Origin of the sequence: Ketobacter alkanivorans (genome assembly GCF_002863865.1) — a bacterium.
GTDB lineage: Bacteria > Pseudomonadota > Gammaproteobacteria > Pseudomonadales > Ketobacteraceae > Ketobacter > Ketobacter alkanivorans.
This window is the reverse complement of record NZ_CP022684.1, coordinates 325,724-341,381: the sequence shown is the minus strand read 5'-3', so window position 1 is coordinate 341,381 and position 15,658 is coordinate 325,724. Positions and strand designations below refer to the sequence as shown.

Annotated in this window: 13 protein-coding genes and 3 tRNA genes; 11 read left to right on the top strand and 5 right to left on the bottom strand. The window is 49.1% G+C overall.

Annotated features, from left to right (window positions below; translation table 11 throughout):
• From Kalk_RS01540 to Kalk_RS01530, 3 genes are read left to right on the top strand one after another with little or no spacing between them, the layout of a single operon-like run.
• On the top strand, positions 1-918 hold the full coding sequence (locus Kalk_RS01540; protein WP_158643258.1) for a hypothetical protein: 918 nt from the start codon (positions 1-3) through the stop codon (positions 916-918).
• Positions 915-1,529 (top strand): outer membrane beta-barrel protein, encoded by a 615-nt coding sequence (locus Kalk_RS01535; RefSeq protein ID WP_101892529.1) that lies wholly within the window; start codon positions 915-917, stop codon positions 1,527-1,529. Before Kalk_RS01540 ends, Kalk_RS01535 begins: the two co-directional genes overlap by 4 nt.
• Positions 1,530-1,571: 42 nt before the next feature.
• Positions 1,572-1,976: a GFA family protein gene (locus tag Kalk_RS01530; protein WP_101892528.1), complete on the top strand. Its 405-nt coding sequence runs from the start codon at positions 1,572-1,574 to the stop codon at positions 1,974-1,976.
• A gap of 97 nt (positions 1,977-2,073) precedes the next feature.
• Here Kalk_RS01530 and acnB read toward each other — a convergent pair whose 3' ends face one another.
• The gene (gene acnB, locus Kalk_RS01525) at positions 2,074-4,677 is read right to left on the bottom strand and encodes a bifunctional aconitate hydratase 2/2-methylisocitrate dehydratase (RefSeq protein ID WP_101892527.1); all 2,604 of its coding nucleotides are present in this window, start codon (positions 4,675-4,677) and stop codon (positions 2,074-2,076) included.
• Positions 4,678-4,907: 230 nt separating this feature from the next.
• On the bottom strand, positions 4,908-5,813 hold the full coding sequence (locus Kalk_RS01520; RefSeq protein ID WP_158643257.1) for a lysophospholipid acyltransferase family protein: 906 nt from the start codon (positions 5,811-5,813) through the stop codon (positions 4,908-4,910).
• Positions 5,814-5,926: 113 nt separating this feature from the next.
• Here Kalk_RS01520 and miaE point away from each other — a divergent pair, with 113 nt between their 5' ends.
• On the top strand, positions 5,927-6,553 hold the full coding sequence (gene miaE / locus Kalk_RS01515; protein ID WP_101892525.1) for a tRNA-(ms[2]io[6]A)-hydroxylase: 627 nt from the start codon (positions 5,927-5,929) through the stop codon (positions 6,551-6,553).
• 25 nt (positions 6,554-6,578) lie between these two features.
• On the opposite strand, the gene Kalk_RS01510 is transcribed toward miaE, so the two are convergent.
• The 3 genes from Kalk_RS01510 to folD are packed head-to-tail and all read right to left on the bottom strand — an operon-like array spanning position 6,579 to position 8,738.
• On the bottom strand, positions 6,579-7,307 hold the full coding sequence (locus tag Kalk_RS01510; RefSeq protein ID WP_101892524.1) for a UDP-2,3-diacylglucosamine diphosphatase: 729 nt from the start codon (positions 7,305-7,307) through the stop codon (positions 6,579-6,581).
• Positions 7,308-7,321: 14 nt separating this feature from the next.
• On the bottom strand, positions 7,322-7,831 hold the full coding sequence (locus tag Kalk_RS01505) for a peptidylprolyl isomerase (RefSeq protein ID WP_101892523.1): 510 nt from the start codon (positions 7,829-7,831) through the stop codon (positions 7,322-7,324).
• A 52-nt stretch (positions 7,832-7,883) separates the two neighbouring features.
• Complete coding sequence (folD, locus tag Kalk_RS01500; protein WP_101892522.1) at positions 7,884-8,738, bottom strand: bifunctional methylenetetrahydrofolate dehydrogenase/methenyltetrahydrofolate cyclohydrolase FolD; 855 nt, start codon at positions 8,736-8,738, stop codon at positions 7,884-7,886.
• 209 nt (positions 8,739-8,947) lie between these two features.
• On the opposite strand from folD, the gene Kalk_RS01495 reads away from it, so the two are divergent.
• From Kalk_RS01495 to lon, 7 genes are all read left to right on the top strand, one after another.
• Positions 8,948-9,024: transfer RNA gene (locus Kalk_RS01495), tRNA-Pro, on the top strand.
• A 45-nt stretch (positions 9,025-9,069) separates the two neighbouring features.
• Positions 9,070-9,146: transfer RNA gene (locus Kalk_RS01490), tRNA-Arg, on the top strand.
• A gap of 60 nt (positions 9,147-9,206) precedes the next feature.
• A tRNA-His gene (locus Kalk_RS01485) sits at positions 9,207-9,282 on the top strand.
• 118 nt (positions 9,283-9,400) lie between these two features.
• Positions 9,401-10,717 carry a trigger factor gene (gene tig, locus Kalk_RS01480; protein ID WP_101892521.1) on the top strand — a complete coding sequence of 439 codons (1,317 nt, stop codon included), beginning with the start codon at positions 9,401-9,403 and terminating at the stop codon, positions 10,715-10,717.
• 203 nt (positions 10,718-10,920) lie between these two features.
• Positions 10,921-11,550 carry an ATP-dependent Clp endopeptidase proteolytic subunit ClpP gene (gene clpP, locus Kalk_RS01475; RefSeq protein ID WP_101892520.1) on the top strand — a complete coding sequence of 210 codons (630 nt, stop codon included), beginning with the start codon at positions 10,921-10,923 and terminating at the stop codon, positions 11,548-11,550.
• Between the two features lie 130 nt (positions 11,551-11,680).
• Positions 11,681-12,982: an ATP-dependent Clp protease ATP-binding subunit ClpX gene (gene clpX, locus Kalk_RS01470; RefSeq protein ID WP_101892519.1), complete on the top strand. Its 1,302-nt coding sequence runs from the start codon at positions 11,681-11,683 to the stop codon at positions 12,980-12,982.
• 167 nt (positions 12,983-13,149) lie between these two features.
• Positions 13,150-15,567: an endopeptidase La gene (gene lon, locus Kalk_RS01465; protein WP_101892518.1), complete on the top strand. Its 2,418-nt coding sequence runs from the start codon at positions 13,150-13,152 to the stop codon at positions 15,565-15,567.
• Positions 15,568-15,658 lie beyond the last annotated feature (91 nt).

Genomic DNA, 15,658 nt, shown 5'->3' with positions numbered 1-15,658 from the left:
ATGTTGCGTAGTTGTTTTGTTGTGTTCGTCTCGCTGCTTTGCGCTTCCTGTTACACCGGAAGCAATGATTCCCTGCGAAATCCTGTATCTCAACAAGGTGTGTCCGCTACTATCCAGGCGAACCTACCTTTTGGCGCAATGGAGGCTCAGGTAGCAGCATCCTTGTATAAGGATGGAAGAAAGCAGGCGTTGGTGGGTGGCGATATCGTGGTGGCATCCAGCGACAGCGGTTTGCATTCCTCTATTCTACGTTCCATCGAAAACCTGGGTGGTGATTATATTGCGAACATCCAAGTGGATGATTCCGGGCAGGGCGTTGAGTTTGCTGTTGAGCATGATCCGGTGGCGGCCCGTGAAGATCGCTGGTATCCCGTTGATGAATTGCTTGTAGATCCCGGCCCAGGTGAGTTAGTAGGCTACGCTTTCGACGTAAACTTCCCGTCTGAAATAATGCTCACCAGTCCATTGCCTACAGACACGTACACGAGCCGCGGGCAGACAATAGCGCTCAACTGGAACACTGAAACCAACGGCGACCAGATTAGGTTGACCAGTGTTCAGACCTGCTTTTCGGGTGATCAAAGTGTGCAGTGGGCTACATCAACAATCATTAATTCTACGGATACCGGATCACACGATATCAGCGTAGGTTCGCTTATTCCTTCCACCACTGTCGTTAATGCTATCAGCGATTTCTTCCAACAAATCAGCGTTATGATCGTGAGTTCTGTATTGGAGGCCTACACATTTGGGTTGGTTAGCGCAGATGATATAGATCTTGGTTCTTATAACCTGGATTATTGTACGATTTCGCTGACGGTATTCCGGGAGATCAGTAATGATCTAGGGGCCGATATCAGCGGCGGATACGCCATCGGTAGTGCAAGTGATACAGTTACAGTGCGGTATGAACCATGAATCAGATGTTCAAACTATATTGTGCCGCTTTATTGATGGCATGCTGGAGCGGTACTGCGCTAGCCGAATCATCAGAAGGTCAAGTTGTTAGTGGGTTTGGAAAGCTTGGCTTTGATTGGGTCGATGTATCATCGGCCGACTTTGATGGATCTTTGACTCTTGAAGCTGGGTTGCGCTTGCAACTGGAAAACAACCTGTCTCTGGAGGTTGCCTTGACTGGCATCAATGATTCCCAAACAGATGTGGTTGAAGACAACACTGGATCTTACCAGTTAACGATAAACAGCCTGGATTTGCTGTTCGGTGGTGCATATCGGTTCGATATTCAGCCTCATATATCGGCTTACGTTAGAGGTGGCGGATTAGCATATTCCATGGAGGTTGAAATCGAAGAGGGCTTCTATGATTTAAAGCCATCAGGGACGGACTCAGCCGACGACCGTGGTTATGGTTTCTATGCCGGGTTGGGTGGCGAGTTTAGATTAAGATCAGATTTTTCTTTGCTGGCGGAATTTTTATATAAATCTCGTAAAGATTTCTTGTCATCAAGCAGCCGGCCATTCGATGTTACGAGTTATGGGTTGTCTGTGGGTATTCTGCACCAATTTTAAGGTGTCTCTACTTGAAATTGATTTATCAGGGTTGGGAGAGCTATGTCTATAACCGGTGAATGCTTCTGTGGAAGTATAAAGTATGAGATAAGTGGCGCTCTAAAGGATGCCAGATCATGTCACTGCTCCCGTTGTCGCAAAACATTTAGCTCTCAAGCGTCGGCTTATGCCCTGGTAGACCATAATGAATTCAAATGGCTTCAAGGGGCTGACTTGCTTACCAGCTATTCATCTCAGCAATCGTTTGGTCTGCAGTTTTGCAGTAAGTGCGGTTCCACTCTTTGCGGTACGTTCAATGGTTTGATTCATGGGGTTACGCTGGGTTGTGTCAACGGCGACCCTCACGTTGAGATCGGTTATCACATATTTGTTGGTTCTAAGGCAGCGTGGGAAGTCATGCCTGAAGGTGTCAAAACATACGCCGAAGGTGCTCCAGACAATGGGTAGTATTTGATTCGGCATATGCAGTTTGAGCGCCTCATTAATACCCACAAAAAAGCCTCGCAATGCGAGGCTTTTTTGTGGGTTAAGGCTTTACCGCTGTTTAACCTTCTTGTGCCATCGGGATTTTCACTTTATCAGCTACTTCCTGATACTCTGGCATTTTGTCGAAGTTCATGTAGCGGTAGATATCTGCAGCCATGCTGTCGATATCTTTCGCGTAAACCATGTACTCTTCAGCAGTAGGCAACTTGCCCAGCACTGCAGCAACAGACGCCAATTCAGCAGAACCCAGATACACGTTTGAACCCTGCCCCAAGCGGTTAGGGAAGTTACGGGTAGAGGTGGACACTACAGTGGTGTTAGGTGCAACGCGGGCTTGGTTACCCATGCACAGCGAGCATCCTGGCATTTCGGTTCGTGCTCCGGCACGGCCGAAAATATTGTAGTAACCTTCTTCCATCAGCTGATGCTCATCCATCTTGGTAGGCGGAGCCAACCATAGACGAGTGCTCAGGGAGCCACTGGGAATCTTCTCTAATAGTTTACCGGCAGCACGGAAGTGACCAATGTTGGTCATGCACGAACCGATAAATACTTCATCAATCTTGTCACCAGCAACGTCAGACAGGGTTTTAGCATCGTCTGGATCGTTAGGGCAGCACAGGATAGGTTCTTTTATTTCGTCCATGTTGATTTCGATAACTGAGTTGTACTCAGCATCTGCGTCAGCACGCATCAGGCTTGGGTTAGCCAGCCACTCTTCCATACCGCGAATACGACGTTCCAGTGTGCGGGCTGCGCCGTAGCCATTGGAAATCATCCACTTCAACAGAGTGATGTTGGATTTCAGGTACTCTGCAACGGAGTCTTCGGACAGCGTGATGGTACAACCAGCAGCAGAACGTTCTGCAGACGCATCCGACAATTCAAATGCTTGCTCAACGGTCAGATCTTCCAAACCTTCGATTTCCAGAACGCGGCCAGAGAAGATGTTCTTTTTGCCTTTCTTCTCAACAGTCAGCAGGCCATCTTTGATCGCATACAAAGGAATCGCATGTACCAGATCGCGCAGGGTGATGCCAGGCTGACGGGTACCGGTAAAGCGTACCAGCACAGACTCAGGCATATCCAACGGCATAACACCGGTGGCCGCTGCGAACGCTACCAGACCAGAACCAGCAGGGAACGAAATACCGATGGGGAAACGGGTGTGTGAATCACCACCGGTTCCTACGGTGTCAGGCAGTAGCATACGGTTGAGCCAGCTGTGAATGATGCCGTCGCCAGGGCGCAGGGAAACACCACCGCGATTCATAATAAAGTCGGGCAGGGTGTGTTGCATTTCAACGTCAACAGGCTTGGGATAAGCGGCGGTGTGACAGAAAGACTGCATGGTGAGATCGGCAGAAAAGCCAAGGCACGCCAAATCTTTCAGCTCATCTCGAGTCATGGGGCCGGTGGTATCCTGAGATCCAACAGTGGTCATGCGTGGTTCGCAGTATTGACCAGGGCGAACACCATCCACGCCACAGGCTTTGCCAACCATTTTCTGTGCCAGAGTGAAACCTTTGCTGGAATCGGCTACGGCAACCGGAGAGCGGAACAAGTCAGTCGCGCCCATGCCCAGCGCTTCGCGAGCACGGTTGGTAAGCCCACGACCAATGATCAGGTTGATACGGCCGCCAGCACGTACCTCGTCCAACAGTACGTCTGATTTCAGTTCAAACTCAGATATGACTTCATCAGTACCATGCTTTTTGATCTTGCCTTCATAGGTGTAGATATCAACAACATCACCCATGTTCAGGTTGGAGACGTCTGCTTCAAACGGCAGTGCTCCGGCATCTTCCATGGTGTTGAAGAAGATAGGTGCAATTTTGCTACCGATACAAATACCGCCTTGACGCTTGTTTGGAACAAACGGGATGTCGTCACCGGTGAACCACAATACAGAGTTGGTTGCAGACTTGCGGGAAGATCCCGTACCCACAACGTCACCGACGTAGGCAACCGTGTGGCCTTTGGCTTTCAGTGCTTCAATTTGACTGATTGGGCCGATTTCACCGGGCTTTTCAGGGGTGATGCCGTCGCGCTCGTTCTTCAGCATGGCGTTAGCATGCAGTGGAATGTCAGGGCGAGACCAAGCGTCCTGAGCAGGTGAGAGGTCATCAGTATTGGTTTCGCCAGTCACTTTGAATACAGTAATAGTGAGCTTTTCGGGCAGTTCAGGTTTGCTGGTGAACCACTCGCCATTCGCCCAGGATTCTAATACTTTCTTGGCATTGGCGCTGGCTTTGGACTTCTCTACAACATCGTGGAACGTATCAAACACCAGCAGTGTTTTGGAGAGCGCAGCAACCGCAATATCGCCCACTTCGGCGTCATCCAGCAGGCTAATCAGCGGTTCAACGTTATAACCGCCCAGCATCGTACCCAGCAACTCAGTTGCTTTCTTTTTGTCTATTAGAGGGGAGGTAGCCTCACCTTTGGCGACTGCTGTCAGGAAACCGGCTTTAACGTAGGCTGCTTGGTCAACACCAGCAGGAACACGATAGGTCAAAAGCTCTACTAGAAAATCTTCTTCTCCGGCAGGTGGGTTTTTTAGCAATTCCACCAGTTCGGCGGTTTGCTTCTCGTCCAATGGCTTCGGTGGGATGCCTTGGGCGGCGCGTTCTTCAACATGATTACGATAAGCTTCGAGCACGGTATGACCTCTCTACAGTGTGACTTCGATTGCGTTGGGCTGGATATTGCCAGCCAGCGTAAACCCACATGGATAATAGGTGGGCCTTCGATACCGAAAATTTTGCGCGCGCATTATATCAAACTTCAAATCAGTTTACAGCAGCCTATACTTTCGTCTTCACTTGAGGTTTTACACATAACCTATTGATATAAAGGCAGATGAAGCCAAAATAGCATATGACCGGATAGTCACTTGTAGAAACCTGGCTCTCTGTTTGGGCGTCGTTTGAAGCGTTTGTATTCCCATTGATACTGCTTGGGGTCGCGATTGATTATTCTTTCTACGCAACGATTCATGGCGGCGGCGGACACCATAATGTCATCACTGTAGAAATCAGCATCCACTGGCTCGTAGAAAACATGGAAGGATTTGCCGTCAGGGTTACGCTGACAACCGAAGCCAATGGCGATTGAATTGGTGTCGTTAGTGATTTTGCTAACCAGCCTGGGGGTCAGTGCTGTGACGCCGAAAAAGGGCACCCACACACCACTTTTAACCGTGGGCTCCTGGTCTGGCAACACACCTGTGGCCATACCGGAGGGGAGCGCCCGATACAGGGCCACTACACCACGCCGGTCGGCAGCAACCATTTGCGTGTTCTGCGAGCGCGCCTTATAGATCATTTTATCCAGGGCGGCGGACTCTGCGGGTTTGTACATGGCCAACAGGCGACATTTGCTGGCCATGTAATAATTTGCCAGCTCCCAGTTGCCGAAATGGGGCACTATGAACACAATGCCCTTCTTTTGCTCAAGCGCTTCATTCAACAGCTCTTCACCGCAGGCATGGGTAATCAGTTTGAGCAGTTTTTCGGGTGGTTGGTTCCACGCAGTAGCAACTTCAAACGCGGTACGGATGGTTTCGAGCATGGAGGCCTTGCCCAGTTTTCTGCGTTCATGCTCGCTAAGGTCTGGATAGCATAGTTCCAAATTCTTTAAGGTGACTTTCTTTGGTGTGGCGGCAAACATCCACACCAAATGGCCCAGGATGTGTCCTAAGCTCCCGGCGACAGGTAAGGGCAACCAACCGATCAACTTCACAAAAAATACTAATACAGACCCTTTAATGTCTTGGTCTTCTACTTGCTTGCTCACCGTGGTGATTAACCCCACTAGAATTCGAAGGGTCATAGAATAGGATAAAAATCGATTTCGCTCTATGGTATCCGTATAATCCTGCGCTCAATAATGAAATCAGGTACGGTAAAATGGCTGAGATGAGTGAAGTCCGCACATTTCTGGGGTGCGCAACCCCCAAACGCTGGATTGAAGTTGCTCTGGAGAACTTGCCAACACTTTTGATTGATCATGCTCATTGTGAGAAAAAAGCCGCGTCCACAGCCCTCAATCTGCTGTTTAGATACGTTGATCGTAGCAATTTGCTTACTAAATTGTCTCAACTGGCCCGAGAAGAGCTGCTTCATTTTGAGCAAGTGTTAGAACTGATGACAAAGCATGGTGTTCAATACGATCACATGACGCCCGCCCGCTATGCCATGGGGCTGCGTAAACACATTCGTCATACCGAACCTGAAAAGCTAGTGGATACTTTGATCATCGGTGCCTTTATAGAGGCCCGCTCCTGTGAGCGCTTTGAGGCGTTGGCACCCTATCTGATCGAGAACCCTGACACTCAGGATATCGGCAAGTATTATCAGTTCCTGCTCAAATCAGAAAGCCGCCACTTTGAAGACTACTTGAATTTGGCAAAAGAATACGCGCATGAGTCGATCGACCAGAGAGTCCACGAGTTCAGAGATATCGAAAAAGACCTGATCGAGTCGGATGACACTGAATTCCGTTTTCATAGTGGCGTGCCTGCAATCGGCTCATGATCTGACGGCAACCGATTGCAGACCTCTATTGTGGGAATTCAAAGTCAATCAATTCAAGGCTGTGCTCACCTGCCAAAATATACCAGCCTTTTTCATGCCAATCGCCAAGCACGATGCGTTCGCAAGATCCATTATCCGTTTCAACTTTATGTCGGGCGGGTCGGTGGGTGTGGCCGTGAATGAGTAGCGGCACATTGCTTTCGGAGCAAATCCGAACCACTTCATCCTGATTCACATCCAGGATTTCATAGCTTTTGTTTTTAGTGTCTTGCTGGCTTTGGCTTCGTGCCTGCCTGCCGAATGCAATGCGTTCGGCAACAGTTTTTCCTAGAAAAGCGGCCTGCCAAGCGGGGTTGCGGACCATTTTCCTGAAGTTCATGTACTCTGTATCATCAATGCACAGCGTATCACCATGCATGAGAAGGCAAGGGCGGCCAGCGATGTTCAGTGTCGCAGGGTCTGCTAATAGGCTCGCGCCGCAGCTGGCAGCGTAGTGACTTCCAATCAGAAAGTCCCTGTTGCCATGCATGATAAACACTTCAGTGCCGGACGCAGAGAAACTCTGTAACCGTTGGGCAACCTGTTGCGCGGTTTTAGTGAGCACGTCATCGCCAAGCCATATTTCAAAGAAGTCACCGAGAATAAAAAGGCGAGCGACCTTTCCCTCAAATTGATCCAGAAGATGAAAAAACGCCCGGGTGATGTCCGGGCGGTTATCTTCCAAATGCAGGTCTGATACAAGCAAGGTCTGCATAGGTGTCTGCATGGTTACTTGGTAACAACCTCGGCCGTTTCAATGAATACGGGCTCCATTGGCACGTCTTGATGGAAACCGTGGCGGCCAGTTTTTACCGCTTTGATTTGATCAACTACATCCATACCGTCCACGACTTTACCGAATACCGCGTATCCCCAGCCCTGCATGTTTTCACCAGAGAAGTTCAAGAAGTCGTTATCTTTTACGTTAATAAAGAACTGCGCCGAAGCGGAGTGGGGATCCTGGGTGCGCGCCATGGCCACTGTGCCCACTTCATTTTTAAGGCCATTGTTGGCTTCATTTTTAATGGGGGCATTGGTGGGCTTTTGCTGCATGTCTTTATCAAAGCCACCACCTTGAACCATGAAACCATTAATAACACGATGAAACACTGTATCGTTGTAGTGGCCATCATTGACGTAATTTACGAAGTTCTCCACGGTAACAGGAGCCTTTTCTTTGTTCAGCTCAAGTTTGATGTCGCCCATGCTGGTGTGAAGAATAACTAGAATTGCATCCATTTTACTTTCCCGTCGGTTGAGTGTTTGGGTTTAACTTAGATTGTCGTATAACTTATGGGTGTAGATCGCGTGCAGCAATCAGCGTGTTTTCCAGCAGAGTAGCAACGGTCATTGGCCCAACACCGCCAGGTACTGGGGTTATCCAGGCGGCCCGCTCAGCTGCTTTTCCAAATTCAATATCACCCCTTAGCTTGCCATCAGCGCAACGATTAATGCCAACATCAATTACGATTGCACCGGGTTTTACCCAGTCGCCCGGTAGGAATTCAGATTTCCCGACTGCAACCACCAACAAATCGGCGCGGCCAACATGTGCTTTCAGGTCTTTGGTGAACCTGTGGCATGTGGTAACAGTGCAACCTGCAAGCAAAAGCTCCAGACCCATGGGGCGGCCCACAATATTGGACGCACCAACTATAACCGCATCCAAGCCGTACAATGAAACACCGGTAGATTCGATCAGCTTCATAATCCCTTTGGGGGTACAGGGTCGGAGCAGGGGAATGCGTTGTGCCAAGCGACCCATATTGTATGGGTGAAAGCCGTCAACATCTTTATCCGGGCGAATCGCATTGATGATGGTTTTGTCATCGAGGTGTGGCGGCAAGGGCAGCTGGACCAGTATGCCGTCGATTTCAGGATCGCTATTTAGCTCTTCAACAAGCTCGTTTAGGGCTGTTTGGGTAGTGTCTGCCGGTAGATCATAAGATTTGGAGACAAAACCCACTTCCTCACAAGACTGGCGTTTTTTACTTACATAAACGTTAGAGGCTGGATCAGCACCCACCAAGATCACCGCCAGCCCAGGTGCGCGTTTTCCTTCGCTAATGCGCGATGCAACGGCACTTTTAATATCAGCTTTCAGATTGGCAGCAATGGCAGTACCGTCAATGATGTTCGCAGTCATAGTTCGAAGTCAGTTTCCAGGCAAGTAAAGGTCAATAATCAGCGGGCCGGTGGGCCGCGGTAATTCAGGGCCGGTATTGTCTCATTATAGATGTCATGGGGTAAAGATCTGCCATCAAGGGATTGATCTCATTGAATTTTATGAAAGTGTTTGACGTGTGCATTTGGGATGTATATCATGCGGCCCTCTTCACCGTTGAGGTGTAGAAACGGGGCATAGCGCAGTCTGGTAGCGCGCCTGCTTTGGGAGCAGGATGTCGGGGGTTCGAATCCCTCTGCCCCGACCATAAAGTTTAGTTAATTCAGATGATTAGCAGTGTACTCGAGTTAATGCGCTCGTAGCTCAACCGGATAGAGCATCGGCCTTCTAAGCCGAGGGTTGCAGGTTCGAGTCCTGCCGGGCGCGCCAGCCTCTTCATCTGAAGTGTCAAAACGGGTAGAGTACTCGGGTTTGATTGAAAGTTTGCTGGTGGGCGTAGCTCAGTTGGTAGAGCCCCGGATTGTGATTCCGGTGGTCGTGGGTTCGAGCCCCATCGTCCACCCCATTTTCCCGGATGCTGATTTGATCGGCATCGGTTGGGGGTAAAAATCGAGACCGGTAATGTCCTGCGGATATTGCCGGTTTCTTGTTTTCAGAGCACACAACCGAAAGGTGAGGTTACTATGCAAGTTTCTGTGGAAACCACCTCTGGACTTGAGCGTCGACTGACCGTTGGAGTTCCAGCTGATAAAATCGACACTGCCGTTGACGAGAAATTAAAGGACGCCGCTCAGCGTGTTCGAATCGATGGTTTCCGTCCGGGCAAAGTACCTCTTAAAGAGGTGCGTCGTCGCTTTGGCAAATCCATTCGCGAAGAAGTCATTGGTGAAGTTGTCAGCAACTCCTTTTATGACGCCGTCACTAAAGAATCACTGAATCCTGCAGGTTACCCTTCTATTGAGCGCACCAAAGATGAGCCAGGCCATGACCTGGAGTTTGTGGCGACATTTGAAGTGTACCCCGAAGTGCAGGTTCAAGGTCTGGATAAGATCTCTGTAGTACGCCCGATTGCCGAAATCGAAGAATCCGATATCGATGCCATGATCGAGCGCCTGCGTGAACAACGTGCCAGCTTTGCTGAAGTCGAGCGTGCTGCTGCCGATGGAGATCAGGTTAACATCAACTTTGAAGGCACCAAAGAAGGCGTAGCCTTTGACGGCGGCACAGCAGAAGGCCAGGACCTGGTATTGGGTTCCGGCAGCATGATTCCAGGCTTTGAAGATGGTATCGTCGGCATGTCAAAAGGTGACGAGAAAGTAATCGACGTTACTTTCCCCGAGGATTATCACTCCGAAGAACTGAAAGGTCAGCCAGTCCAGTTTAAAATCACCGTGAACAGCGTTTCTGCGCGCTCACTGCCTGAAGTGAATGAAGAATTCATCAAAAACTTCACGCAGAAAGACGATTCCAACCTGGACGAGTTCCGCGTAGAAATCCGTAAGAACATGGAGCGCGAGCTCAAAAATGCGGTTAAAAACCGTGTTAAGAAAGCAGTGATGGACGGTGTTCTTGAGCATAACGAACTCGATGTGCCCAAGGCGCTGCTTGATTCTGAAATCAACCGTCAGCGTCAGCAAATGCTGCAACAATTCGGCGGCGGGCAGAACTTCGATATGAGCATGCTACCGGCAGAGCTATTCGAAGGTCAGGCTAACCGTGCTGTTAAGTTGGCATTGGTACTGGGTGAGCTGATCAAGGATAAGGAAATCAAGGCAGATGCCACTCGTGTGCGCAGCACTATCGAGGAGATGGCTCAGCCATACGAGAATCCTGAGCAAGTAGTTGCTTATTACTACGAAAATGAGCAAATGCTCCAGCAAGTAGAAGCGATGGTGCTGGAAGATCAAGTGGTTGATGTAATTCTAGAGCAAGCCACTGTTGCTGATCAAAAAATGAGCTACGAAGAGGCCGTAAAGCAGCCTCAGGATGAAGCTGAATAAGCTTTAGACTGCTCCAAAAGAACGCGGCCATATTGGTCGCGTTTTTTTTTGCTCAAAGCATGTGATACTGGTGGTATAGGCGCTATAGTTAATAAAAGTGAGCCAAGGTATTGAAATACCTTACAAAGGCCCCATCTAGCATTTTGAAGATGTATCATTTGCCATAAGACCATAACATTACTCGCAATTGTAAGGATTACGACATGTCCCACCGATACGAAGAGCTGTTGGATCGCAACCCAATCCTTAATACTGGCCTGGTGCCAATGGTTATAGAGCAGACAGCCAGGGGGGAACGATCCTTCGATATCTATTCCCGCTTATTGAAAGAACGCGTTATTTTCATGGTGGGTCAAGTCGAAGACCACATGGCGAACCTGATTGTTGCTCAGCTTCTGTTTATGGAATCTGAAAACCCCGACAAAGACATCCATTTCTATATCAACTCACCCGGTGGCTCGGTGACTGCAGGGATGGCCATTTACGACACCATGCAGTTCATCAAACCCGATGTGTCTACAATGTGTATAGGTCAGGCGTGTTCCATGGGGTCACTGCTGCTCACGGCGGGTGCCGCAGGCAAGCGTTATTGTCTACCGAACTCCAGGGTGATGATTCATCAGCCGCTAGGTGGATTCCAAGGCCAGGCCTCAGACATCGAAATTCACGCCCGTGAAATCATCCAGATGAAGCGACGTCTGAATGAGATACTCGCAGGCCATACCGGGCAGAAGATTGAAAAGATCGAGCAAGATACAGATCGTGATAATTTCATGAGCGCTTATGATGCAAAAGAATATGGATTGGTTGACCAGGTGCTTGAGAAGCGTTAGTTTTAAATTCAAAAGGTTATGATCAAAACCTAGAATATTTCTAAGAAATGCGGGAATCCCGTACTTGCAAAAACGGGGTTTTCGCTGCATCTTTCTAAAGAAGAAGATGCTGGTCCGATGAGGTAAGTAAATGACTGACGAAAGAGACGGCAAAGGCGAAGACAGCGGCAAACTGTTGTATTGCTCTTTTTGTGGCAAAAGCCAGCACGAAGTGCGCAAGCTGATCGCTGGGCCCTCTGTGTTTATCTGCGACGAATGTGTCGACCTGTGCAACGACATCATTCGTGAAGAAGTACAAGAAGAAAGCAGCGATAGCTCTACGGACAAGCTCCCTACGCCGACAGAGATCAAGCATATTCTGGACGATTACGTTATCGGTCAGTCACGGGCCAAGAAAGTGCTCTCGGTTGCTGTATACAATCACTACAAGCGCCTTCGTTCAGGCTCTGCAAAATCCGCAAAAGGCGGTAGCGCAGAAGTGGAGCTGGGCAAAAGTAATATTCTGCTGATCGGCCCCACCGGAAGTGGTAAAACACTGCTGGCAGAAACGCTCGCTCGTCTTTTGAATGTACCGTTTACGATTGCGGATGCAACGACCTTAACGGAAGCCGGGTATGTAGGCGAGGACGTTGAAAATATTATCCAGAAATTGCTTCAGAAGTGTGATTACGATGTCGAAAAAGCCCAGATGGGTATCGTCTATATCGATGAGATCGACAAAATTTCACGTAAATCAGACAACCCATCCATCACCCGAGATGTTTCAGGCGAAGGTGTACAACAAGCATTGTTGAAACTGATTGAAGGTACCGTTGCATCGGTACCGCCGCAAGGCGGCCGCAAGCACCCGCAGCAGGAATTTTTGCAAGTTGATACTTCCAACATCCTGTTTATTTGCGGTGGTGCATTCGCCGGCCTGGATAAAGTAATCAGCGACCGTTCGGAAAAGAGTGGCATTGGTTTTTCCGCTACGGTGAAAAGCAAAGAAGATAAAAAGAACGTAGGCGAGACTTTGAAGGAAGTTGAACCGGAAGATTTGGTGCGCTACGGCCTTATCCCTGAATTCGTAGGGCGTCTGCCCGTCATCGCTACCCTCGAAGAGCTGGATGAGGAAGCGTTGGTTCAGATTCTTACCGAGCCCAAGAACTCACTCACCAAACAGTACAGCAAGTTATTCGAGTTGGATAACGTGGTGCTGGATTTCCGTGAAGATGCTCTTGTCGCTGTTGCTAAAAAAGCAATGGAGCGTAAAACCGGCGCTCGTGGCCTGCGATCTATTCTGGAATCAGTCCTGCTGGATACCATGTATGACGTACCCTCCATGACCAACTTGGTCAAGGTTGTTATAGACGGTGCGGTTATCAAAGGTGAATCAGAACCGCTGATGATTTATGAGAACAATGACCAGGCGAAAGCCGTTCCTGACGACTAAGCACTAACCCAAAGCTAAAAAGGGGCCACAAGGCCCCTTTTTATTCAGAGTTTTTATCTAATCCCTTGATTATGGGCCACATTGTCCCCATTGTGATTAGATACGTATATCTGGCTGTCCGGCAGAGCCCACAGCCCGTCAAACCCCGTTGATAGCAGGTATTGGCAATGGCATTTCCCAGCGAATCAAAACAATATCCTCTTCTGGCCTTGCGCGATGTAGTGGTGTATCCCCACATGGTGATCCCCTTGTTCGTGGGCCGTGAGAAATCCATCAAGGCACTCGAAGAGGCAATGGAGACAGACAAGCAAATTGTTCTGGTTGCTCAGGTCAATGCGTCTGACGACGACCCTGCACCCAGTGACCTGTATCAAGTAGGTACGGTCGCCACCATCCTGCAGCTATTAAAGCTCCCCGACGGCACGGTGAAGGTTCTGGTTGAAGGGGCGGATCGGGCCTTTACAAGAAATGTAACTTTGAATCATGGTTTTCTGAGCGCTGAAATACGCGAAACGCCGCATTCTCAGATCGACGAACGCGAAGGAGAGGTTCTGGTACGGTCGCTGCTCTCGCAATTCGAACAGTATGTAAAGCTGAGCAAAAAGGTTGCGTCAGAGATACTGACTTCGGTTAGCAACATTGAAGAAGCCGGGCGTTTATCGGACACCATATCAGCGCATCTGGCACTAAAAATCCAGGACAAACAGCGAATCCTCGAAATATTCGACATCCGTGAGCGCATCGATCACCTGATGGCGCTGATGGAAGGTGAAATCGACCTGTTGCAAGTGGAGAAGCGTATTCGCGGCCGCGTTAAAAAGCAGATGGAGAAGAGCCAGCGTGAGTATTATTTGAATGAGCAAATGAAAGCCATTCAGAAAGAGCTTGGGGATCTGGAAGAGGGCGGTAACGAGCTGGAAGATTTTGAGAAACGCATCGAATCGTCCGGTATGACCAAAGAGGCAAAGGAGAAGACTCGCTCCGAGCTGAACAAGTTAAAGATGATGTCGCCCATGTCAGCGGAAGCCACGGTGGTAAGAAGCTACCTGGACTGGATGGTGAACCTCCCCTGGCGCAAAAAGAGCAAGGTACGCAATGACCTGAGCAAGGCAAAAGAAATTCTTGATCAGGATCATTATGGTTTGGACGAAGTGAAAGAACGGATTTTGGAATACCTGGCCGTTCAAGCACGGGTAAACAAAATTCGCGGCCCTGTTTTGTGTCTGGTGGGGCCGCCGGGCGTGGGCAAAACCTCTCTCGGGCAATCCATTGCCAAAGCAACCAATCGTAAATTTGTCAGAATGGCATTGGGTGGCGTGAGAGATGAAGCAGAAATTCGCGGTCATCGACGCACCTATATTGGTTCAATGCCCGGTAAGTTAGTGCAAAAAATCTCTAAAGTCGGTGTAAAAAACCCGCTCTTTCTTTTGGACGAGATCGATAAAATGGGTGTCGACATGCGTGGAGACCCGGCGTCCGCCTTGTTGGAAGTGCTTGATCCAGAGCAGAACAACACCTTTAACGATCACTATCTGGAAGTGGATTACGATCTGTCTGATGTGCTGTTTATTTGCACCTCCAACTCTATGAACATACCCGCACCGCTTTTGGACAGAATGGAAGTCATTCGTATTCCTGGCTATACCGAAGACGAAAAACTTAATATTGCCCAGCAGTATCTTGTACCCAAGCAAAGAAAAATGAACGGGCTTAAGGATCAAGAGCTCGAAATGAGCGACGAGTCAATACGCCACCTGATTCGCTACTACACGCGAGAGTCCGGTGTTCGAGGGTTGGAGCGGGAGATCGCGAAAGTTTGCCGCAAGCATGTGAAAGAGAATGTGTTAAGTGCAACGTTAGACCTAGTAACTGTATCTCCCGAGCTTTTGGAAGAGTACAGTGGTGTTCGCAAGTTTAATTACGGCAAGAAGGAAGACGAAGATCGCATTGGCCAAGTCACCGGTTTGGCCTGGACCTCTGTCGGTGGAGAGCTGCTCACCATAGAGGCTGCAGCGGTGGCCGGTAAGGGCCGACAGATTCGAACTGGATCATTGGGTGATGTTATGCAGGAGTCGATTCAAGCTGCTCTGACGGTTGTGAGGAGTCGGTCTCATTTGCTTGGAATAAATCCTGAATTCCACGAAAAAAATGATATACATATACACGTTCCGGAAGGTGCCACGCCCAAAGACGGCCCCAGTGCCGGTATAGGGATGTGTACCGCATTGGTTTCAGTGCTGACGAATATACCTGTGCGCTCTGATGTGGCCATGACTGGGGAAATAACCCTTCGTGGACAGGTGTTGCCAATTGGTGGGTTGAAAGAAAAACTACTGGCGGCACATCGTGGTGGCATCACCACTATCGTCATTCCAAAAGAAAACGAAAGGGATCTCAAAGAAATACCTGATAACATCAAAGAGGATTTAGATATCCACTGTGTTAAATGGATTGACGAAGTGCTGGAGTTGGCTCTGGTTCGTATGCCTCAACCAATACCTGAAAGTGCTGGCACGGCAAATGTTGAGCTTGCGAAGTGTGATGATCCAGAAGAAGATGATTCAGATCGACTTAGTACGCACTAAATTTGGTTGTGTCGGGTGCACTGTTGAGTGACACCTGACACAATTTAGAGCACGACAAAGTTATTAGATTTTATAAAATAGCCATAAAAAT